General features: G+C 63.5%; 15 protein-coding genes. 7 read left to right on the forward strand and 8 right to left on the reverse strand.

Translation table 11 applies throughout. From position 1 onward, the window contains the following. Positions 1-36 precede the first annotated feature (36 nt). The 5 genes from asnB to VNH11_23055 all read left to right on the forward strand — a co-directional run bounded on the left by asnB (position 37) and on the right by VNH11_23055 (position 5915). Complete coding sequence (asnB, locus tag VNH11_23035; GenBank protein ID HVA49258.1) at positions 37-1932, forward strand: asparagine synthase (glutamine-hydrolyzing); 1896 nt, start codon at positions 37-39, stop codon at positions 1930-1932. Further along, positions 1929-3125: a glycosyltransferase gene (locus VNH11_23040; GenBank protein ID HVA49259.1), complete on the forward strand. Its 1197-nt coding sequence runs from the start codon at positions 1929-1931 to the stop codon at positions 3123-3125. The genes asnB and VNH11_23040 overlap by 4 nt, the downstream gene beginning before the upstream one ends. Positions 3126-3421: 296 nt before the next feature. Next, a complete protein-coding gene (locus tag VNH11_23045) occupies positions 3422-4048 on the forward strand; it encodes a class I SAM-dependent methyltransferase (protein ID HVA49260.1) in 627 nt (208 codons plus the stop codon). A gap of 62 nt (positions 4049-4110) precedes the next feature. After that, complete coding sequence (locus VNH11_23050) at positions 4111-5076, forward strand: sulfotransferase (GenBank protein ID HVA49261.1); 966 nt, start codon at positions 4111-4113, stop codon at positions 5074-5076. Positions 5077-5123: 47 nt separating this feature from the next. Beyond that, a complete protein-coding gene (locus tag VNH11_23055; protein HVA49262.1) occupies positions 5124-5915 on the forward strand; it encodes a glycosyltransferase family 2 protein in 792 nt (263 codons plus the stop codon). A gap of 49 nt (positions 5916-5964) precedes the next feature. Here the strand turns inward: VNH11_23055 and VNH11_23060 are convergent, their stop codons facing one another. Further along, complete coding sequence (locus tag VNH11_23060) at positions 5965-6990, reverse strand: endonuclease/exonuclease/phosphatase family protein (protein ID HVA49263.1); 1026 nt, start codon at positions 6988-6990, stop codon at positions 5965-5967. A 588-nt stretch (positions 6991-7578) separates the two neighbouring features. Between VNH11_23060 and VNH11_23065 the strand changes: the two genes are divergently transcribed. Next, entirely contained in the window at positions 7579-9417 is a 1839-nt protein-coding gene (locus VNH11_23065) for a carbamoyltransferase C-terminal domain-containing protein (GenBank protein HVA49264.1), read from the forward strand. On the opposite strand, the gene VNH11_23070 is transcribed toward VNH11_23065, so the two are convergent. The 4 genes from VNH11_23070 to VNH11_23085 all read right to left on the reverse strand — a co-directional run bounded on the left by VNH11_23070 (position 9381) and on the right by VNH11_23085 (position 13214). Beyond that, positions 9381-10058, reverse strand: a complete 678-nt coding sequence (locus VNH11_23070) for a YdcF family protein (protein HVA49265.1) — start codon at positions 10056-10058, stop codon at positions 9381-9383. The genes VNH11_23065 and VNH11_23070 overlap by 37 nt on opposite strands. Positions 10059-10114: 56 nt before the next feature. Continuing rightward, a complete protein-coding gene (locus tag VNH11_23075) occupies positions 10115-10852 on the reverse strand; it encodes a hypothetical protein (protein HVA49266.1) in 738 nt (245 codons plus the stop codon). Positions 10853-10897: 45 nt separating this feature from the next. Beyond that, positions 10898-12253 carry a polysaccharide biosynthesis/export family protein gene (locus tag VNH11_23080; protein HVA49267.1) on the reverse strand — a complete coding sequence of 452 codons (1356 nt, stop codon included), beginning with the start codon at positions 12251-12253 and terminating at the stop codon, positions 10898-10900. 91 nt (positions 12254-12344) lie between these two features. Next, a complete protein-coding gene (locus VNH11_23085) occupies positions 12345-13214 on the reverse strand; it encodes a hypothetical protein (GenBank protein ID HVA49268.1) in 870 nt (289 codons plus the stop codon). Positions 13215-13747: 533 nt separating this feature from the next. Here VNH11_23085 and VNH11_23090 point away from each other — a divergent pair. Next, positions 13748-15076 carry a trypsin-like peptidase domain-containing protein gene (locus VNH11_23090; protein HVA49269.1) on the forward strand — a complete coding sequence of 443 codons (1329 nt, stop codon included), beginning with the start codon at positions 13748-13750 and terminating at the stop codon, positions 15074-15076. A gap of 24 nt (positions 15077-15100) precedes the next feature. On the opposite strand, the gene VNH11_23095 is transcribed toward VNH11_23090, so the two are convergent. From VNH11_23095 to VNH11_23105, 3 genes are all read right to left on the reverse strand, one after another. Further along, positions 15101-17962, reverse strand: coding sequence for an O-antigen ligase family protein (locus VNH11_23095; protein ID HVA49270.1), 2862 nt, complete (start codon positions 17960-17962; stop codon positions 15101-15103). A gap of 147 nt (positions 17963-18109) precedes the next feature. Beyond that, a complete protein-coding gene (locus VNH11_23100; GenBank protein HVA49271.1) occupies positions 18110-18772 on the reverse strand; it encodes a hypothetical protein in 663 nt (220 codons plus the stop codon). Between the two features lie 167 nt (positions 18773-18939). Then, positions 18940-20280 carry an ISNCY family transposase gene (locus VNH11_23105; protein HVA49272.1) on the reverse strand — a complete coding sequence of 447 codons (1341 nt, stop codon included), beginning with the start codon at positions 20278-20280 and terminating at the stop codon, positions 18940-18942. Positions 20281-20347: the final 67 nt, after the last annotated feature.

Raw genomic sequence — 20347 nt, forward strand, 5'->3', positions numbered from 1 at the left:
AGATCATGATCGCGGCGACTGGACAAATAATCTGACATGTGTGGTATTGCCGGAATGATCGCTGTAGGCGCTGATGTCGTGCGCGCGGGCTGCGCGGCGATGAGCGCCGCGCTCGTACACCGCGGCCCCGACGCCGACGGTCTGGAAGCATACGCGTTTGGCCCGCAATTCCTCGGTCTGGCTCACCGCCGCCTGTCGATCCTCGACCTGTCGCCCTTGGGCGGCCAGCCGATGACCGATCCCGAAACCGGCAGCACGATCGTGTACAACGGCGAGATTTACAACTTCGCGGCGCTGCGCGATGAGCTCGAAAGCCAAGGGAGCTGTTTCCGCAGTCGAAGCGACACCGAGGTGCTTTTGAAGGCGCTGTCGCGATGGGGCACCGCCGACACGCTCCGGCGGCTGGAGGGAATGTACGCCTTCGCCTATCTCGACGTTCGCGCCAAGACGTTGACCTTGGCGCGCGATCCTTTGGGGATCAAGCCGCTGTACGTGGCCGCGACGAAAGGCGGAGGCGTCGCCTTTGCCAGCGAGGTGCGGGCGTTGCTGGCGTCGGGCCTTGTGTCCAAGTCGCTCGACCGGCGAGGACTGGCGGGATTCCTGGCCTACGGCGCCGTGCAGCACCCCTTCACGCTCTTCGAGGGCGTCACATCGCTGCCGCCCGGCACGTTTCAGCAATTCACCGCGACCGCCGGCGGTTGGACGAAGGCGGCGCCGAGGCCTTTTTGGAGCTTCCCGGAACTGCGCTCCGACGCCGCGGAACGCGACGCTGTTCACGCGGTGCGCGGGATCCTCGAGCGAGCGGTGCATGATCACTTGGTGGCCGACGTGCCGGTCGGCGTGTTCCTGTCGGGCGGGCTGGACAGCACCATCGTCGCCGGTTTGGCGGCCAAGCACAGCCACGACATTCAGGCGTTTACGGTCGGATTCAGCGACAACCCGAAGATGAGCGAAATGGAGTTGGCGGCTGACACCGCCCTCCGCTTTGGGCTGCGGCACGTGCCGATCAATTTGCCGGCCGCCGAGGCGGAAGCGGCGGCCCTGGAATGGTTGGCTGCCGCCGATCAGCCGTCGATCGACGGATTGAACACGTTCGTGATCGGCCAGGCGGTGCGCAAAGAAGGAATCAAGGTCGCCTTGTCCGGACTAGGCGCCGACGAGCTCTTCGGAGGCTATCCCAGCTTCCGCGACGTGCCCCGGCTCACCCGATTGCGACGGCGACTCGCCTGGTGCCCTGCCGCCGTCCGCCACGGCGCCGCCGCCGCCGCCACAGTGCGAAAGCCGCGGGCGGTGCGGCGGAAGTTTTCGGAAATGATGGGCGGCGCGGGTAGCCTGAGCGAGCTCTATTTCCATCGCCGCCGCCTGTTGTCGGACCGCGAGATGGGCGATCTCGGGCTGACGCCGGCGGCGCTGGGGCTATCGAACGATTACCAGCACCCCAGCGCCGCAGACGGCTTCGACGAATCCGACTCCGTGCGCGCCGTGTCGGAACTCGAGTCGCGGTTTTACCAGGGGAACATGCTGCTGCGCGATTCGGACGTGATGGGCATGGCGCACGGACTGGAAATTCGCGTGCCCTTCCTCGACCGCCGGTTGCTCGACGCGGTGTACTCACTGCCCGGCGCGGTGCGGTTGCCGCCGCGCGCCTTGGGCAAGCATCTGCTACGCCGCGCGTTCGCCGATTTGTTGCGGCCTGAACTTACGAACCGGCCAAAGACGGGTTTCACGTTGCCGCTGGCGCAATGGTTGCTCGGCCCGCTTCGCAGCCGCTGTGGGCCGGCGCTAACGGCCTGTGCGGAACAGGCTGGGCTTGCCCCGTCCGCCGTCCGCCGCGTCTGGGATGAATTCGTGAGCCAACCCGCTGGCCCACAGTGGACGCGGGCGCTGGCGCTGGTGGCTCTGGGCGATTATCTGCGAGACCGACTTCCATGACGATGCGCATTCTGCACGTCATTCCCGCTGTGGCGCCCCGCTACGGCGGGCCAAGCACGGCCATTTGGCCGATGGTCGGCGCTTTGCGCGAGTTGGACGGACTTGACGTTGACGTTGCCACCACGGATGCGGATGGTCCCGGGGGACGGTTGACTGAGGGCGACTTGCCCCCCACCTCGAAGAACATCGCCTCGGGGACCGTCCATCTCTTTCGTCGGACCCAGGGCGAGAACCTGAAATACTCTCGCGGCTTGGCGGAGTGGCTGAACGGCCATGCAGGGGATTACGACGTGATTCAAACTCATAGCAACTGGAACCACCCGGTTGCCGCCGCCTGTCGCGCCGCTCGCCGGGCTGAAGTGCCCTACGTGATTCGCCCCTGCGGCATGCTCTCCAGCTATACCTGGCGCAAGTCGAAGTGGAAGAAGCGGGCCTATTGGTGGTTGCGGGAACGCGGAAACATTCGCGGAGCCGCCGGCTTTCACGTCACCAGCGAAGGCGAACGGCAGGAAGTGCTTCGACTCGGAGTGAGCGCCGCGGTCGACGTGATCCCGTTGGGCATTGGCGCCGACGCCTGGGAGACGCCCGTCGAACCCGGTTGGCTGCGCGAGCAATGCCCGCAAGCGGGCAATCGCCCGATCGTGCTCTACCTTTCGCGTTTGCACCCCAAAAAGGGGATCGTCGATCTTCTCTTGCCCGCCCTGGCGCAGCTCAAGACCGACACCTTCCTGGTGATCGTCGGCGGCGACGACGATCACGCGCCCGGATACGCGCGCCAGGTGAAAAGCGAAATCGGTCGTCTCCAGCTCGACGGCCAGGTGGCACTCCTTGGTCCGGTGCCACCATCGCGACGCTGGGCGGCGTTCGACGGCGCCGACCTGTTCGTCTTGTCCAGCCACGCGGAGAATTTCGGTATTGTCGTGGCCGAGGCCATGGCGCGGGGCAAGGCGGTGGTCGTCACGACGGGAGTGCAATTCGCCGAGCACGTGACCGCCTCCGAGGCGGGATCGGTGATCGAACCCGCCGCAAGCAAGCTGGCCGCCAGCTTGGATCTGTGGCTTGCCGAGCCTTCGCGTCGTACGCGCGCGGGAGAATGCGGCAGGCGATATGTCCAAAAGCACTTCACTTGGCGGCGAATCGCAGAGCAGTTGGCGGAACTCTACCGGCAGGTGTGCCGGCACAAAGCAGTATGAAACGAGTCTTCAAGAAGTTCGTGAAATCGAGCATGCGTCGCGCGTTTGTTCTCGGCCAGCGTATGGGCGTCGATGTGCTACCGCGGCACTTTTATTCGGAGATCCCGGCCATCGACAGTTTGCGAAAAACAAGCCAATGGCGCAGGCCGTTGCCGATGATCGGCGTCGCCGGCGCGGACTGCCATGAGCAGTTGGACTTTGTGCGCGCCACATGCCCCGAGCCTCTCGTGGGGCGGATGCGAAACGCGGCCGTGCATCAGCAAGCATGTGGCCGCAGCGGCGACGAAGGTTTCGGCGTGATCGAAGCCGACTTCTTGTTCTGCTTCGTGGCCTTCCATCGCCCGGCACGAATCGTGCAAATCGGTTGTGGGGTCTCGACCGCCGTATGTTTGCTCGCAGCCCAGGATGCAGGCTACCGGCCAGAAATCATCTGCATCGAGCCGTACCCAAACCGCTTCCTGCGGGAGGCGGCGCGAAACGGCGAGATTCGGCTGGTTGAGAGCAAAGTCCAGGAGGCGCACGTTGAAATCCCCGGCGAGCTTTCGGCGGGCGATTTGTTCTTCGTCGATTCCACACACACGCTGGGCCCTGCCGGCGAAGTGACTCGCATCATCCTCGAGCTGCTGCCTCTACTCCCGACAGGAACTTGGGTCCACTTTCACGACGTCGTGTTTCCGTATGATTACCCTCGGCGGTTGTTGTCGAGCGAATTGTTTTTTGGACACGAAAGTGCTCTTTTGCTGGCCTTTCTGACCTACAACCGCCGATTTGCCATTGCGGCGTCGCTGTCCATGTTGCACTACGCGTGCGCCGAGGAGCTGCAACGGATACTTCCGAACTATCGTCCCGCCGGAAACGAACAAGGGCTCGAGACCGCACCCGGACATTTCCCCTCATCAACCTATTTGAAGGTGCTTGAGTAGCGGATGCCCGACCGGCCAACGGACCGGAGACCTCTATCAGCACGCCCGCCGGAAATAGACGTATGCCTCGGAAACCCACGTGGATCTGCATTGGCGCTCAGAAGGCGGCGACGACGTGGCTCGCTAACGTACTCGCCGAGCACCACCTGATCTGGGTGCCGAGGGGCGCCGAAATGGGCTTTTTCGACCGAGAGATTCTTAAGCGCCCCAGTTCGTGGTACGAGGATTTGTTCGACGATCCGAGCGGCCAAACAACCATCTCGGGCGAGAAGACTCCGACTTACTCCTGTTTGAAGCCGCAGTCGATCGCCTACATCAAACGCTACTTGTCGGACGTGAAACTAATTCTTGTCCTGAGGAGGCCCGACGAGCGCGCGTGGTCGCAGGCGCGCATGGAAACGAGCAAGGGGAGCCACCACTTCAGCGAGCGCCGACTCACACCGAACGATCACACTTGCAGCGTTTTTAACCTTGGAACATCGCGCAACACGCGATTGACGCGCTACGATCGAATTCTCGCAAATTGGCGCCGGCACTTCCCGGCCGAACAGATGCTGGTGCTGTTCCACGAAGACGTCGAAGAACAACCGCGGGCTGTTCTCAGGCGAGTTTGCGCTTTCCTCGATATTCCCGAGTCGCCCGCATGGACCGATGAGCTGGTCCAAGCGAGAGTTTTCGTGACTCCCCCCTTGGATATGCCGCCCGCCGCGCGATGGTATCTCCAGCGGCGATACCGATCGATGGTCGAAACACTAAGCCGGGAATTCCCAGCGTCGCGCAAATGGCTCGATCCGACCCGGGCGTCCCTGAGAGTCAGCTTTTGGCAAAAGGTCAAGGTGAGGCTTATCGCGGACGTCGCGACCATCCCCTTCAATGTCGCCTACCGCTGTTATGACGCGGTCCGCGACCTGAGAATGCTTTTCCGGCTGCGCGAACTCGACCGCGCGGCGGCTGCATCCGCAGGGCCGGACCAGCCGACGGTGGGCGAGCCGTTGGCGGCGCTCCACCAGGGGCCGCATAGCCGGTGATCTTGAAAACCGCTGGCAAAACCGGCCGTACTTCAGGCTGATCGCGAATGCTGTCGCAGATCACACCGTTCGTTCTCACGTTCAACGAAGCGCCCAATCTCCGCCGCGCACTCGACCAACTCAGATGGGCCCGGGAAGTGCTCGTGCTCGATAGTTTCAGCACCGACGAGACGGAGCGCATCGCGCGAGGGTTTGACAATGTCGTCTTCGCGCAGCGCCGGTTCGACAGCTTCTCCGAGCAATGCAACTTCGGCCTGGAACGAATCAAGACCGATTGGGTCATGGCGCTCGACGCCGATTACGTCGTGACCGACGAGTTGCGCGCCGAAATCTCGCAACTTCAACCCGGACCGAGCGTTTCGGCCTATTTCGCGCGCTTCCGCTATTGCGTCGAAGGGCGGCCGCTGCGCGGCAGCCTCTACCCGCCCCGCGCGGTTCTCTTGCGAAAGTCCAGGGGTCATTACGTCCAGGATGGCCACACCCAACGACTGCTGTTCGACGGCGCCGCGAAGTTCTTGCGCGGGTATCTGCTGCACGACGACCGCAAGTCGCTGGCGCGCTGGCTCGACTCGCAACGGAATTACGCCAAGCTGGAAGCCGAGAAACTGATGGAGATCAACGGTCGCGCCGGTTCGCTGGCCGACCGCCTGCGGCGGTTGATCTGGCCCGCGGCGCCGGCCGCTTTCGTATATACGCTGCTGGTGAAAGGTTGTCTGTTCGACGGCTGGCCGGGCTGGCTTTACACGCTCCAGCGCACCTACGCCGAACTGCTCTTGTCGCTCGAACTTCTCGATCGGCGATTGGTTGGGAGCAGCGATGCCGACGAGGGCAGGAGGTGAGTAGTGATGGGCGTAAACCGTCGTTTCCTCATTCCTGCCAACAGACTCCTCACGAGTCGTTCAGCAACAGAAGTTCCGCGACCAGGGGGCGATGCTCGCCATTGAAGTCGGGGCCGACGCAGCACGAACGGACGCACGAATGGCGTCTGTCGGCGAGCAGGTGGTCGATTCGAAGTCCGATCGGGCCGGCGGCGAACGTATAGCCTAATCCGAATCCGGCAACCGAAAAGGCATCTTGCCAATCACCCCAATCGCGCCCGAAAACGGCGCTCTCACTGGTCAGGTTGAAGTCGCCGACGACGAAGCTGGGCTCCGATCCCGCGGCGAAGTCCGTAGCGAGCCGCGATTCCTCGTTCCGGATGCCGCTTACCCGTTTGAGCTCCGCCGCGCCGCGCCACCATTCGTCGCGCACCCGATTGAGGCCGCTACGGATCGTGTACAGGTGCAGGCAATAGATATGCACGATGCCCGAGGGCGTCTCGATGTCGCAGCGAAACGCGGGTGCCGCCTTTTGGCCCGTCGCCGCCGGCCCGATCGACGTGCTCACGATTGGGTAACGGCTGGCCACGAACAGCTCGTCGTAGCGAGCGGTAAACCAACCGTGCGGGAATGCCGCCCGCAACGGGGCCGGATAGGGACATTCCTGCAGCGCGATCACGTCGGGGGCGGCGTCTTTCAGGAACCCGATCAGCCCCGAGAAGTCCTTGACGTCGCCCACGTTGAACGTGACGACGCGCAGCGGCAGAGCGCCCTGGGTGGCCGCAGCCGTCAGCCGTCGCCAGGGGAGACAAAACCCCATCAGAGGGCCGAGCACGCAGCAGGCGGCCAACAGCAAGGGCACGATAGCCCGGCGGCAATGGGTGATCGCTCCGGCGGCCAGCGGCGCCAGGGGCACCAGCGCCAGCCAGCGCGGCCCGAAGGCAATCAACGTCGCGGGCCACGACAAATCGCCGGCCAAGTCGAGCAGCAGGGCGACTGCCAGCACCAGCGCAAGATAGGCCCACGCCGCGCGCGCCAGAAACGCGCTTCGGCAACGAAGCTTCGGCAAATGGCTTGGGGCCGTGGCGCGGTCCATGATTGCGATTATTACCGGGCGTGTTCGCATTGCCAAGCAGGGCGGGGCGCAGGAACGGGCTTGCACTTCTGTAGGGAACGCCCTCTGTGGCGTTCCGGGGCTTGCGGGATAATGTCCGATTGCCAACGCTCGGAACGCCACGGAGGGCGTTCCCTACAGACGTTCGACCCAAACTCGTTCATGCAAAGTTCAACTGCCACCAAGTCTCATTTTGAGAGCGCCGCAACACCATACAGCGATGGCACTTACGGAAAACATGCCAAGCGGTGCGCACGCAAAAGCGCCGCGCGCCCGGCGCTTTTATACCGTAAAGCTTCGCCGAACCCGGTACGCAGGCGCGAACACCAACCCGAAGCGCCAGCGAGGAACGTGAAAAGGCGGCAAAACCTCGCTTGCGCTTCGGGTTAGTGTGAAAATGGGAACGGGTTCGGCGAAGCTTTACTTTTATACTGGCAAGCGGCGCAAAGGCGCCGCGCGCGGCGCGGTTCAAGCAAAACCCATAACGCCAACCTTGCGTAGACGCGACACGCGTGTCGCCTCTCCTTGTCTGTTGTCTTGTGTCTCCTTTCTCTCACCCCTCGATCCATAATGCCCTCCAAGTCCACCAACATTCTCGGGATTAACGCGTATCATGGCGACGCTTCCGCGGCGCTCGTGGTGGATGGCCGACTGATTGCCGCGGTCGAAGAAGAGCGTTTTAACCGCATCAAGCACTGGGCCGGGTTTCCGGCCGAGTCGATCCGGTTTTGCCTCGAACAGGCGGGCCTCGTGGCCGACGATCTCGATCACGTGGCCATCTCGTTTAATCCGCGCGCCAACTTCCTGCGGCGGCTGGGGTTTGTCGTCACTCGGTTTCCCTCGCCACGCGCCGTCGTCGACCGGCTCAAGCGACAGGGGAAAACGCTCGGACTGGAAGGCCAGTTCGCCGCGGCGGTCGGCTGCCGCCCGGACCGGCTCAAGGCCCGCTTTCACCGCATCGAACACCATCAGACGCATGCGGCTGCGGGTTTTTTGATTTCCCCCTTTGAAGAGGCGGCCATCCTCTCGATCGACGGCATGGGCGACTTCACCAGCACGCTCACGGCGCACGGGGCCGGCATTTCGTGGAAGGAAGTCGATCGCGTGTATTTTCCGCACTCGCTGGGATTTCTTTACTGCGCCATGACCATGTACCTGGGCTTTCCGCACTACGGCGACGAGTACAAGGTGATGGGACTGGCGCCCTACGGCGAGCCGGAATTCGTCGACGTGCTGAGGCGAATGGTGCGGCCGCGGGGCGATGTCTTCGAGCTTGACCTCGGCTACTTCACGCACCATCAGCAAGGCATCCGCATGAACTGGAACGGCGGCGCGCCGATCGTCGCTCCATTTCACAGCCCTCGGCTGGAGCGCGAACTGGGGCCCATGCGCAAGCCGGGCGAAGAAGTGATCCGGCGCCACGAGAATATCGCCCGATCACTGCAAGCGGTGACGGAGGAGATCCTCTTGCACCTGGCGGAGCGGCTGCACGAAAAGACGAAGTCGGACAATCTTTGCCTGTCCGGCGGCGTGGCGATGAATTCGGTGGCCAACGGCAAGATCACGGGCCGCACGCCGTTCAATAGGGTTTACGTTCCGGCCGGCGCGGCCGATAACGGCACCTCGTTCGGCGCGGCTTTCTACGTCTGGCACCGCATATTGGGCCGGCCCCGCTCGTTTGTGCAGGACCATGCTTACTGGGGTTCGTCGTTTGATCGCCAGGCGTGTGCCGCCGCGATTATGGCCGCCGGACTCCCTTTCGACACGTGCGACGACGCTGCACTGATCGACCGCACGACCGATTTATTGCTCGAAGGTCGTGTGGTGGGCTGGTTCCAGGGGCGCATGGAATTCGGCGCGCGGGCGTTGGGCAACCGCACGCTGTTGGCCGACCCGCGGCGGACCGATATGCGCGACATCATCAACTTGCGGATCAAGTTCCGCGAAAAGTTCCGGCCTTTCGCACCCAGCATTCTCGAAGAGCACGTACGTGACTGGTTCGAGATCGACGAACCCGCGCCGTACATGGAGAAGGTGTTCCCGATACGTCCCGAAAAACGGCCGATCATTCCGGCGGTGACGCATGTCGATGGCAGCGGCCGCTTGCAGACCGTGTCGAGGCGGACGAATCCACTGTATCACGCCCTGATTTCGCGCTTTCACGAGAAGACGGCTGTGCCGATCGTGCTCAACACGTCACTGAACGAAAACGAGCCGATCGTGCGCACGCCGGCCGAGGCCATCGACTGTTTCCTGCGGACCGACATGGACGCCTTGGTGTTGGGCAACTACGTGGTCGACCGACACGACCCACGTTTTCCCGAGAACCTGCGAGCGAGGTTGGCTGACCCCGCTTCCCCTGTCGAGTGCAGTCAGGCGAGCGAACTTGCGCAGCGCTGCCACCTGTAAACGACCACAGCCGCGCAGCCGCCGGCCAGCAGCAGGCCGACGCCCCAGACCCAGGTATCGCCGTACCACACGAGGTAGCCCGCCAGTTTGGCGAATTCCCCGAGGTACGTCCCGGCGCCTTGCCGCGACTGCCACCAGTTCCGCTCGTCGTAATCGTCGACCGGCGCCGCCACCAGATAGATGTCGTCGGCCCGGTCGGCGAGCACTTTGCGAAACACCCACCGCGCGCGACGGGTATGATAGTCGTGCGTCACGATCGCCACCGTCGAACCGGGCCGCCCAAGCAGGAGCTCGCGCAGCGCCAAGGCGTCGCTGTAAGTGCTTGCGCTGTTGGTGCCGAGCAAGACGACATCGTTGCGAGGAACGCCTCGCAACACCAGCACGTCGCGGATGATTTCATGGGCGGGCCGCTCGATGCCATCGTCGGTGTCGGGTGAGCCGATGACCCTGGGCACGAGTCCCTTCCGCGCCAGGCCGGCCTTGACCAGGGCCGCCGCCACAAAGGGCCGCGTTTCTTCTCCGCCCGGCAGCACCAGCACATAGTCGCACGGCCGCGGCGCCTCTCCGACGTTCAGCCACCGGGCCGCGCGCGGCAGTATCCATGCGCGTCCCAGCCAGGCGGCGGTCAACAACGCCAACACGGCGAGCGGCCAACGGGCACGCCGTATCGCGCGGCAACAAGTTGTAAGCCTCAGCCTCATTTTCCGCTAATCGCAGCTCTCAGATCCCGCTCGTACTTATCGGGGTCGAACTCGTTGACGGTTGGGGCGTCCTCGCCGTGCAGTGCGTCGTAGGCCAGGTCGAAGGCGGCGCCGGCCAGCGCGCGCACGCCCGCGCGGTTGCGCCACCAGTTGGTTTCGTCGTAGCGGTGATCCGGCAATCCGCGAAACGCCACACGCCGCGCCAGGGTGGGGTGCATGACCTTTGATACGACAAACCGCAGGTCGCGGCCCGCGAACCGCTCGCAAAGCACCAGTATGCGCGCGGTCGGATGTTCGACGAGCCAGGCTTCGAGCGCGTGAGCGATCTGCCAAGGCGTTTTGTCGTTTCCCGGCAGCGCCGTTACTTCGCCGGGCGAAACGCCGCGTCGGCCGAGCTCACGCAGGCACTGCTCCTTTCTGGAGGGCACGACGCCGGACCGCACCAGGCGTGTGGCGGGCGGGTCAACGAAAAGCACTCCTGGCGCGGCGCCCGCCTGGTGGAGATCAACGGCCCGATCAAAACGGTAGTCGCCGTCGAGCACGAGCACCCAAGCATCCGATGGCGCCGGACCGTCGACGATCATGGCGCGCGCCAGCGTGCGCAAGAGCGGCGCATGGGTCGTCAGGCCAAGGATCAGCAGCAGGGCAAGCCCGCCCACCCTGCGCCACCGTCGGGGCGCACGAGACGAATTGCCGGGGGATTGTAGTGCAGGTGTCGTCAGGAGCACGGGCATCGCTTGATTATACCCGAAGCCCCGAGTGATTCCTCCACCCGGCTCCTACAATCCCGACCCAACGGCCGAAACGGCCGCGCCGGCCGTATTGGTCGGCCCGCTCTGGGCCTGCGCCGCGTTGACGCCGGTTGTCAGCAGATAGGAAGAAGTCGGAAGGGCAAACGTCTGCTGCACGGCGCGCGCGATGGCCTGCCCGCGGGTCTCTTGCAAGACCAAGACGTCGCCCGCTTGCACTAGGATCCGTTCGCGCGGATCGCGCAGGGCCCGGCGCAGGTCGACGAAAATCGGCACCTGCCCACCATTGGGCGTGCGCCGCAATACCGTCAGCAAGCTGGGCGATGGGCCGCCGAACACGGGCGAGATCGGGAGACCGGCGAGGCCGCCATTATTGAGAGAGCCGCTGACTTTCATGACCGCCTCGACCACGTCCAGGTCGTAATCACGCGGCAGCACCTGTTCGCCCGACGGCAGCAGCCCGCCCGTATAGTAAAGTTCCATCGCGCGGCTTTCCAGAAACACGACGTCGCCGTCGTCCAAGATGACGTCCTCCGGCTTGAACGACAGCGGCCAGCCGGGCACGACGCGCGTGGAAATTTGAATCACGCGCGGCCAACGGTTTTCGCCCGCCAGCGGATCTTGCCCAAGCGGAAGGTTCTCGAGCGATTCCTCCAACGCGGCGTTGCCCTTGGCCTGCTTGAAAATGATGATCCGATCGTAGACGTCCAGGCCCGGAAGACCACCGGTAGACGTCAGGACCGTCAGCACGTCGTTTTCGTAGGCCCGCAGCGTCACGTTTTGCCCGACGCCACGCTTGAACTGTGAGATCGCCATAAAGCCGCTGGGCGTGACGTTGAAGCCGCCCACCTCCTGACGGACGACCCGGACGCGCGTTTGACGCGGCTGCATCAGGCCGACGATGATGCGCTCGCGGCCGGGCAGAAGGATCCCCTTTTTGATGTAGGCCTCACGTATCGCATCCGTGGCCTCCATCACGCTTTTCCCATTGAGCACGAGCGGATCGATCATGGGCAGCGCGACCGTCCCGTCTTCCCGGATCGCCATGGGAAAGCCGAGCACCGGCGGCAGACCCGCTCCGGTTCCGCCGCGCGGATCGAGATCCGACGGGAAATAGACGGGCGGATCCTTGGCCGGTTCGTCGGGGTTCGTGACCGGCAAAACGCCCTCGACGTAGACCCCAAGGACATCCTTGGGGGCCAGCCTATACACGTCGGGGGACTTTTGGCCGAGCAGCGACAAGGGAAGCGTATGCAGCGATTCCCGCGGCGGCCCGGCGTTCAGCAGTTCCGGCGGCACCAAGCGGACCGGAATGCCATTCGCCAACGGGTTGGTCAGCGCCGCACAACCGCTTGCGACGACGCAGAGCAACGCCGCGGCAAGCAAGGTAGGCTTTCCAGTCCGACAGCGCTGCCCGCATTCTCCAACTCGACGCCGTCTTTTGTCACTTCCAAGCATGGCGGTACCCATTATGTCGCTAAGGTCTATCGCCCGATGGCCGACGCCTCGACGAGGCATACGGCGGCGATGTGCCCGTTGAAGGTTCGGGCAGCAAACCATCCGTTGGCGAAGAATCTGGCGCCTGCGGAGGATTAGGCATCCTAGCGCCGGGCGGCACGGGCTCAGGCGGCATAGCTGCGGGCAGCGCGGGTTCGTACAACATATCGCCAGGGAGCACGGGTTCGACTCCAGGTGGTGAAGTGCCGGGGGGCAAAGTGCTGGGCGGCAAGTTACGAGTGGGCAACGCTCCCGGCAGCAAACCAAACGGCCGCGTCGAATCAGGCAACTGCGAAGTATCGAAGCCGCCGTCTCGCGTCCGCGGAGGCACCAATGCCGGGTCCGGCATGGGCGGCGTGAGGATGGTTACGGGCGTCGGACCGGTCTGGCGGTTGACGTACATGCCGTTAATGCCGGCGACGGGCGTCGACAAGGGCACCATCGCGTATTCACGAGCGCCGCTCGCTCGGGCCATTGCCGCGCCGTGACGGAAACCGGCAAACCAATCCTGCACCGCCTGCCGACCTTGGGGGCTGGCGTAACGGTCGTTCCAGTAGCGGCGCGGAGGCAAGGGTGGCGGTTGGCCCGGCCCTCCGGCGTCCAAAAAGTCCGTGAAACCATCGCGGAACCCTCGCGCATAGTCGGCCGAGAATCGCTTCATTGATTTCTTTTGCTGGATTCTGCTCCAAGTTTCTTTAGCCAGCCGGCAGTGGCGAGAATGGGCCCGGTGCGCGTTAAAGTAGTCGCAATACTGCAAAGGCTCGACCAACAACGTGCGCGTGAAGTTATCGCTGACCGTACAGCCGGAAAAAACCGCGCACAGTCCGATCATCAAGAGCAGTCGCTTCATTGCGGCGGGAACCTAAATACACTTTCGACACTCGATCATATCGTCCCATAAAATCGTCGTTCACAGAGAATTCTCGCTGCGCGACAAGGGCGTGCTATTCGCCCCGGTCTTCTGCAATGGCCACAGATTACCGGCCCAGCCAAACACCGATAGCCTGATGGCGAGCGGGCCATCAGCCTCCCCATGAGGCCGGCGCGTCAGCCGGAACGCGGCCCTTAAGAAGGCCCGTCTCACAAAATCGACAAGGCGCGATTCCGAGGCTAAAATGCGACGATACGACCGATGTTGGTAGGCTAGACAAAACAAACGCCATGTCGACGCGAAATGCCCCTAGACATCCCAAATCACGCCTAGCATGGCACCTAGCCGCTTGGGGACTAGGGGGAGTGTGCTTGGCCGCTTCGCTATGGTTGGTTCTGCGATCGGAGCAAAAATGGGTTGCGGCGCGGCAAGCGCGCGAACCCATTCCGGCAGCGGTCGAGGCGGAAACCGCATCGCCTTCGTCCACCGGCGATGTGCTCGCTGCTGAACCCATGAGGAACACCGCGCCGCTGCGACAAACTACCGATGCAGGTCAATCTCCCGGTGATCGGCCAGAGCGCGAGGAGCGCGCGACCGCCCGGCCGACGCAAGAGCGGCACCGTTTGGGGCCAGAACAGGCGGCGGTGCAAATGGTGTTGTTCTTCGACTACGAGTGCCCGCAATGCCAACGAGTTGAGCAGGACGTGCGGGCGTTGATGAAGCGCTTCCCCGGCGGCTTTTCGCTATCGCTGCGGCATTTTCCGCAATCGACCGATTGCAATCATACGCTGCAGTTGAACACGCACCCCATCGCCTGCCAAGCCGCCCGAGCGGCCGAGGCGGCGGGGATCATGAAAGGCGAGGCCGGCTTCTGGGAAATGCACGCCTGGCTGTTCGAGCGCATGGGCCGCTTTTCTGGCGATGAGCTGCGCGACGCGTTGCCGACTATGGGTTATGACGACGTCGATGGTTTTCTGGCGACCATGAACGGGGAGAAACCGCTCGAAAACATTCTGCGAGACGTGTTGGATGCCGCTACATTGCCGAACGTCGGGCTGGGAACAATGGTGATGAATGGCATTCAGTTGGAAAGCGGTGAAATCGAAGACGCCCTGGCGCAGGCCGTGCGGTTTCTGGAGGGGCAACCACCGACCGACGCACTGGCGGCATCGCCTGACGGGTCGTCGCCACAGGGACCGTTTTCCGTCGAGCTTCTGGCCACGGCGATGGCGGCGACCGTGCAGATCGTCAATGTGTCAAACGGCGATCAAGGAAGCGGTGTGATGATCGCCAAGAGCGGGTCGACGGTTTACGTGTTGACGGCCGACCACCTGCTGCCAAAGGACCGACTATCGGCAGATCGAGGCGAGCGATTGGAAATCCGCAGGTTCTCGACCATCGCCGCCAACGGACCGGCCGTGTACCGATCGGTTCAGGTCGTGGCCCGAGCGCCAGACGACGACGTGGCCGTGCTGCGCTTTTCCACTCGCCGAGACGTGCCGGCGCCCCTCTCGATCTGCCCTCCGCCACAGATCCCTGATGACGAGCCATTCCCAGTGCTGTCGATTGGTTGGGGCGGGGGTGTGCCGACGAGCGTGGCCGGGAGAGTCAGCGCGACGAAGAGGGTGCGGAAGCGGTCGAAGGGCGCCGCGACGCTGGTGTGGGAGCTGAATAAACCTTCAAAGCCGGGCCAATCCGGGGGACCGTTGATTGACACGCACGGATACGTGGTCGGCGTGGCCAGCGGGAACAGCGGCGGCCATGGTTACTTCTGTCACACCGAAGTGATTCACCGTTTACTCGATCAAAACGGCCTCAAGTGGCTATACGCCGAGAAGTAGGTTCCTGGAATCTCGCGGTGCTGGCTACGGGCGATCACCTTCCGCCGTCTGCTGACGGCCTGGTGCCGACTTCCTCCTGCCGACTCCGGCGGCCTCCTCACGCGCGAGGACGTCGGCTAACTGGCGACCACCGCCATGCCGCGGTTGCTGGTCCAGGAGCGCGCGGACTTCTTGCCGCGATTCTCGCGGCAAACCCTGCTCGTGCAGCAGGGCGGCGAATTCGTATCGCCACTCCACGTTCAGCGGATCATTGGCGAGAGCCGCACGGTAAGCGGCGATCGCCTCGTCGGGCCGCCCAAGCGCTCCACAGACGAGGGCTTTCGTTCGCCAGTCGTCGGCAGTCAACGGTTCGGATTGTCTGTCGAATATGGTGATCGCCTTTTTCAAGAACGGTTCGCGTTCTGCCGCATCAGCCTGGTCGGGATAGAGATACTCGGCCGCCACCAGTAGCAGCCGGGGCCGGTCCGGGAGCACCAAGCTGAGCAATGCCGCAGCGTCGAGACGGGCGGTGCTTTCGTCCAGGATGGGTGTAAGGAACGCGTCCGACAGTTCCAGCGACCGGCGCCAACTTTCGCAGGCCTTCCGCGTCCGGCCATCGGCCAACTCCTGAAGCCCGCACAGGTACCAAAGTTCTGGGTTCATGGGGGCCAAAAACGTTGCCCGTTCCATGTACGCGCTCGGCGCGTCGCCTTTGCGCAAATTGCCTGCGTAAACCGCCAACCGTGCATTCGGTCGCGGCAACAGCGGGCACAAGTCGCGAGCCCGCACCACGTACCGCAGTGCGGCCACCAGATGGTCGTTTGCGCGTTGGTGCCCTTGTGGCTCGGGCGTCGCACTTGTGCGGCGGTCACTCGCATTCGTCGATGGGTCCATCGCCCCTGGCCCCGGCGCTTCTGGCTGGGCCTCTTTCACGGACAACTCGCGCTTATAGATCTCGAAATCCGCTTCGGCGAGCGCGAATTGTAGTTCCGCATCCTCTGGATCCAGAGCGGCCGCCGCCTGTAGATACTGGATCTCACCCGCCCGGTTCGCCGCGGGCCCTGCCGCGAGCCGCACGGCGTCGGCCAGATGGCGCTCGATGGCGACAGCTCGAGAACCCTGCGCGCAGAGGAACCCGCCGAGCAGCATGGCGGTTGCCGCGCAAACAAGCGGGACCATTCCCCCCCGGGAAAAAACGCCGGATCGCGATTCGTCACTCGTCGCTCGCACGGCTTGGCGCGGGAGAGTGCGATGACGGTGCTCATGCCGTCGCGGTGGGGCAACTTCGTCGCCCGCCCGCGGTTCGCTTTCCCCCCTCGCTTCCGCTTCGCGACGGTGTCGTCGATGCCCCCGCGCGTGCGTTGCGGTCAGCGACGGCGCCTGCTGCTCGCCCAGGGCGCAGAGATGCGCGCAGACGACGGTCGCCAACACCGCGATCGCCGGCAGGTAGAGGCCAAATTCCACAAGACTATGAAGCACGATCGTCGTGAACGCGAACAACGCGCCCAAGGCCAGCGCCCCGAGCGCTTGCGGCGAATGGCCGCGAAAGGCACGGTAGCCGAATCGAAAAATCAAGCCGATGGCGACCAGCCGCAACACCAGCCGGAACACGCCCCCCTCGATCAAGTCCTCCAGGTAATCGTTGTGGGCATGTATGTATGCCTTGCCCACATGGGCGGCGGTGTGGAGGTACAACGGCTCCACATATTGAAAGGTGCCGTAACCGGTCCCCCAGAGTGGGAACTGCACGAACAGGGGCCAGGCGTGGGTCACTACGTACCCGCGGCCATCGTGTAATGCCTCCCCGGTCCAGAGCGTCGAGAGGCGCGACTCAACTCGGTCCAGACCGAACCAAATCAACAGCGCCAGCGCCGCCGCGACACTCAATAAAACGGCGCTCGCCCTCCAGGCGCCGTGCTGGCGCGACAGCCTCAGCAGCAACGAGAGCGTCGCCGCCCCCAACAGTGCGACGAAGCCGCCGCGCGAAAGAGAAAACACAACCCCGCTGAACATCAGCGCCAAACCGCCGCCGATCCACAACGACGCGGGGTCGCGGAACAGGTCTCGTGCTGCCGCCAGAGCGCCGCCAGCGTCACCGCCGTCTCGCCGGCCATGCTCCTTGCCCGAGCGGCGGCCGCGCTCGAGCAGCAGCCCCAAAGCGAGGCCAATGCTGATATTGATGTAAAACGCGAAATGGTTGCGATTGACGAAGGGGCCGAAGACCTGGCCCTCCGAGGGAATTGTCCAGTACACTGTTCCCGGCTTGCGCGAGCTGAAAAACTGCACCAGCCCAAACAACGACAACAGCGCGCCGTTCACCAGCACGGCGACGCCCAATCGGCGCAGGGCCGCGGGCGACGCGATTTCATTGCGAACGACCACAAACAGCAAAAAGACCGCCAAGATCCTGACCAGCGCCTTGCGCGTGGCATCCGGATAGAGACTGATCGTGGCTCCGGTCGACTTCAACGGCGGATCGTTCGAAGGATCCGACGCGAAATCGGGCGATTCAGGGGCCGGCAGCACTTCTGCCTGGACGGGTAGCAGACGATCATACATCCGTGCCGTGGCGGGCGAGACCCACGCGAGCACCGTCTTGGAGAGGGGCGCCAATTGCACGATGCCGACGATGAACACCATCGCCAACGTGAGCGCCACAGGACATTTCCGCCAAGAGAAACGCCGACGTGCGACGGTTCGGGCGGCCCATAAAACCAGCAACGCGGCGAGCCCCACATAAAGCGAAAACTCGTATTCCGCTCCCTCCCCACCCAATGCCCAGGGGGACAGGCAGACCATGAAGAGCAGCAGGATCTCCATGCCGGGAGCGAGAATGGCACCCTCAATAAATCGCGCCGGGCCGGCGATCTCTTTCGATTGCGATCTTGCGGAATCCGCCTGAGGCATTTCGCTAGGGACGCGCGACGTGGGATTTCCCTTAACTAAGAGGCAACCACGGTTGCGCCTAGCAATGCCGTGCTGTTGGCTGATAATCGCCAGCGCACAAGCGAGACCCGCAAATCACAGCCGCGGTTTTGCAACACCGCCCGCTCGCTAGTTGCTCGATGCAGCGGCACCGCGTCCCAACTTCATCCTCGTCGCCCGGTCTTGCCATTTGGATTTAACCGGTTGGAAACTGGGTTTGGCGACCGGTTGCAACGCGGTCGGCATGATGTTTTGCAGCATTGCCAGCGTCGGCATCACCGCGGTTGTGCTAAGCGTAGCTTGCGTGTTGGGCGTGGCGGTGCCCTGTACATTGCCTGGGTTTGTGGAACCAGCCGATCCCTGTGGGGCATTCGCAACTGCCGATGGCGTGGCAAAGGCTTGAACCGCGGAGACTGCGACACCCGTGGGATCCACGCTTGCCAAGTTCGCATTTCCCGAGCTTGCTGGTTGTGTCAGCCAAGGCACCCGCGGGTTCGGACCGCCAGGAGTGGGATGCGCCCCCGGTTGATTTGACAGCAACCTACGGCTGAAGCTCGTTTTTCCAATGGGAGACATCGGGTTGGCGGTGTAGTTCCAATCGGAAAGATCGGTGATCGGTTCGCGGGAGGCGTCGTCGCCGTCGGTACCCACATCGTCAGTAGAAGCGGCAAGCAGCGGCGACAACTCCCGTGCCTGCGAGGTCGTCCAAACCGGCGACAGCGCCCAGAAGGCCAGCATGGGAACCGAGAAAAAAACCATCGCGGAAATCCGCTCGCCAATCATCGCTCGCATGTTTTCACCGGCTCTTTCGTTGATCAGGGACTCGCCAGTTATTGCCCCGAATAACCTGAGAATAAACCAGCGAGGTGTCTTCGTCAAGCCCCCGCCGGGAAAATTTGTTACACGCGGATAGAAATGTCCCCTGTTTCTGACGGATAGAAATGTCCCCTTGGGTGTTCCTACTCCCGCTGTGGGGTTGGACTGCGTAGCGCAGGGAGCGCAGCGACCGGAGCGGAGCAGTCCAACCCCACGGCGGCGGCCATGCGAGGAGGGGCGAAACGGCGCCGCCAAGGATGATTCGCCGCTGGCTTCTGGCCCTGGCTCGAACCGGTCGGACCGGTTGGCGAGGCAGGTCCTGGACTTGCCAACGGGTCGCGCACCGTCGACCAGGCGAGCTCCTGATCACCGACGAATATCCGCAGCCGACCGTCAAGTTGCGAACTGATCACCACCCGCTGGCCGGGCTGCACATGCTCGGCGGCCGCACGCGGCAATTGGAGAAAGCCGTTCTGCCAGCGCACCGTCCAGTCAGGCTGCACCACTCGATCTTCCTGAAGCGAAAGCATGAGCAGCAGACGTTCATCCGTCACCACCCGGTGCATATCCGCTTGCTTGGCCGCCGATCGACCAAACTGCTGGTTGAATCGCAGGTGGTACGTTTCCTCAAGGTAGCGATTGGCCGACTCCAAATCTGAGATGCCGGCCCGAGTGAGATCCTTCACCAGACGGTCTTGCAACGTGCGATTGACCCGCTCTACACGCCCCTTCGCCTGCGGACTATGGGCCCGGATCAACTCCACGTCCAGATCGCGCATCGCTCGCCCGAACTGCGTTGTCGGCTCGATTCCCGCCAGAATCTCGTCCGGCGTTGGCTCCCAATCCGCCCGATAAATGCTGTGACGGTCCACGTACAAGGCTCGCGGCAGCCCGTGCCGGGCCGTGTAACCCCGCAATATCGTCGCCGCTGAATCCCACGATTCGTTCTCGAAGAACCACGCGAAGATTCGCCCCGTCGCATCGTCGATCATCACCATCAGCACAGCCGTGCCGCGACGCCCCTCGAACCAGTCGTGATGCGAGCCGTCCATCTGCAGCAGTTCGCCATAATGCTCGCGCCGCGGCCGACGGCGACGGTGAAGCTTGCGACGCCGCTGCCGCTGCCATAATCCCGCCGCCGACAGCCACTCCCGTAGCGTACTCGCCGGCACGGACAAGCCATCGTCCCGCTCCAGGCATTCTGCCGCCAACGTAGGGCCATAACCCGCGTACTTCTCGCGATAAAGCTCCAACGCCTGCTCCTTGCGGATGGGCTGCACATGCCGGTTCGAGGCCCGCCCACGCAGCCGATGCACCAACCCCGTGTCGCCCTCCTCCTGGTAACGAGCCCAGACACGCTTCGCCTGCCGGTAGCTCATCCCCAGCAACTCCGCACCTTTCACCAGAGAAAGCTCTTGTGACTTCACCCGACTTAGAACCTCCAAACGACGCCGCTCCTTGCCGCTCATCCGAATTGTCTCCATGAACACCTCCTTTGAAGAGGTGATTGTGGGGACATTTCTACCTGCGCCTTAAGGGGACATTTCTATC

The sequence above is a fragment of the Pirellulales bacterium genome (assembly GCA_035533075.1).
Classification (GTDB): domain Bacteria; phylum Planctomycetota; class Planctomycetia; order Pirellulales; family JAICIG01; genus DASSFG01.

Bases quoted from the DNA above. Each gene is read 5' to 3' on its own strand.
- asnB (HVA49258.1), top strand. From the start codon at position 37: ATGTGTGGTATTGCCGGAATGATCGCTGTAGGCGCTGATGTCGTGCGC.
- VNH11_23040 (HVA49259.1), top strand. From the start codon at position 1,929: ATGACGATGCGCATTCTGCACGTCATTCCCGCTGTGGCGCCCCGCTAC.
- VNH11_23050 (HVA49261.1), top strand. From the start codon at position 4,111: ATGCCTCGGAAACCCACGTGGATCTGCATTGGCGCTCAGAAGGCGGCG.
- VNH11_23055 (HVA49262.1), top strand. From the start codon at position 5,124: ATGCTGTCGCAGATCACACCGTTCGTTCTCACGTTCAACGAAGCGCCC.
- VNH11_23060 (HVA49263.1), bottom strand. From the start codon at position 6,990: ATGGACCGCGCCACGGCCCCAAGCCATTTGCCGAAGCTTCGTTGCCGA.
- VNH11_23065 (HVA49264.1), top strand. From the start codon at position 7,579: ATGCCCTCCAAGTCCACCAACATTCTCGGGATTAACGCGTATCATGGC.
- VNH11_23075 (HVA49266.1), bottom strand. From the start codon at position 10,852: ATGCCCGTGCTCCTGACGACACCTGCACTACAATCCCCCGGCAATTCG.
- VNH11_23085 (HVA49268.1), bottom strand. From the start codon at position 13,214: ATGAAGCGACTGCTCTTGATGATCGGACTGTGCGCGGTTTTTTCCGGC.
- VNH11_23090 (HVA49269.1), top strand. From the start codon at position 13,748: ATGAGGAACACCGCGCCGCTGCGACAAACTACCGATGCAGGTCAATCT.
- VNH11_23095 (HVA49270.1), bottom strand. From the start codon at position 17,962: ATGCCTCAGGCGGATTCCGCAAGATCGCAATCGAAAGAGATCGCCGGC.
- VNH11_23100 (HVA49271.1), bottom strand. From the start codon at position 18,772: ATGCGAGCGATGATTGGCGAGCGGATTTCCGCGATGGTTTTTTTCTCG.
- VNH11_23105 (HVA49272.1), bottom strand. From the start codon at position 20,280: ATGGAGACAATTCGGATGAGCGGCAAGGAGCGGCGTCGTTTGGAGGTT.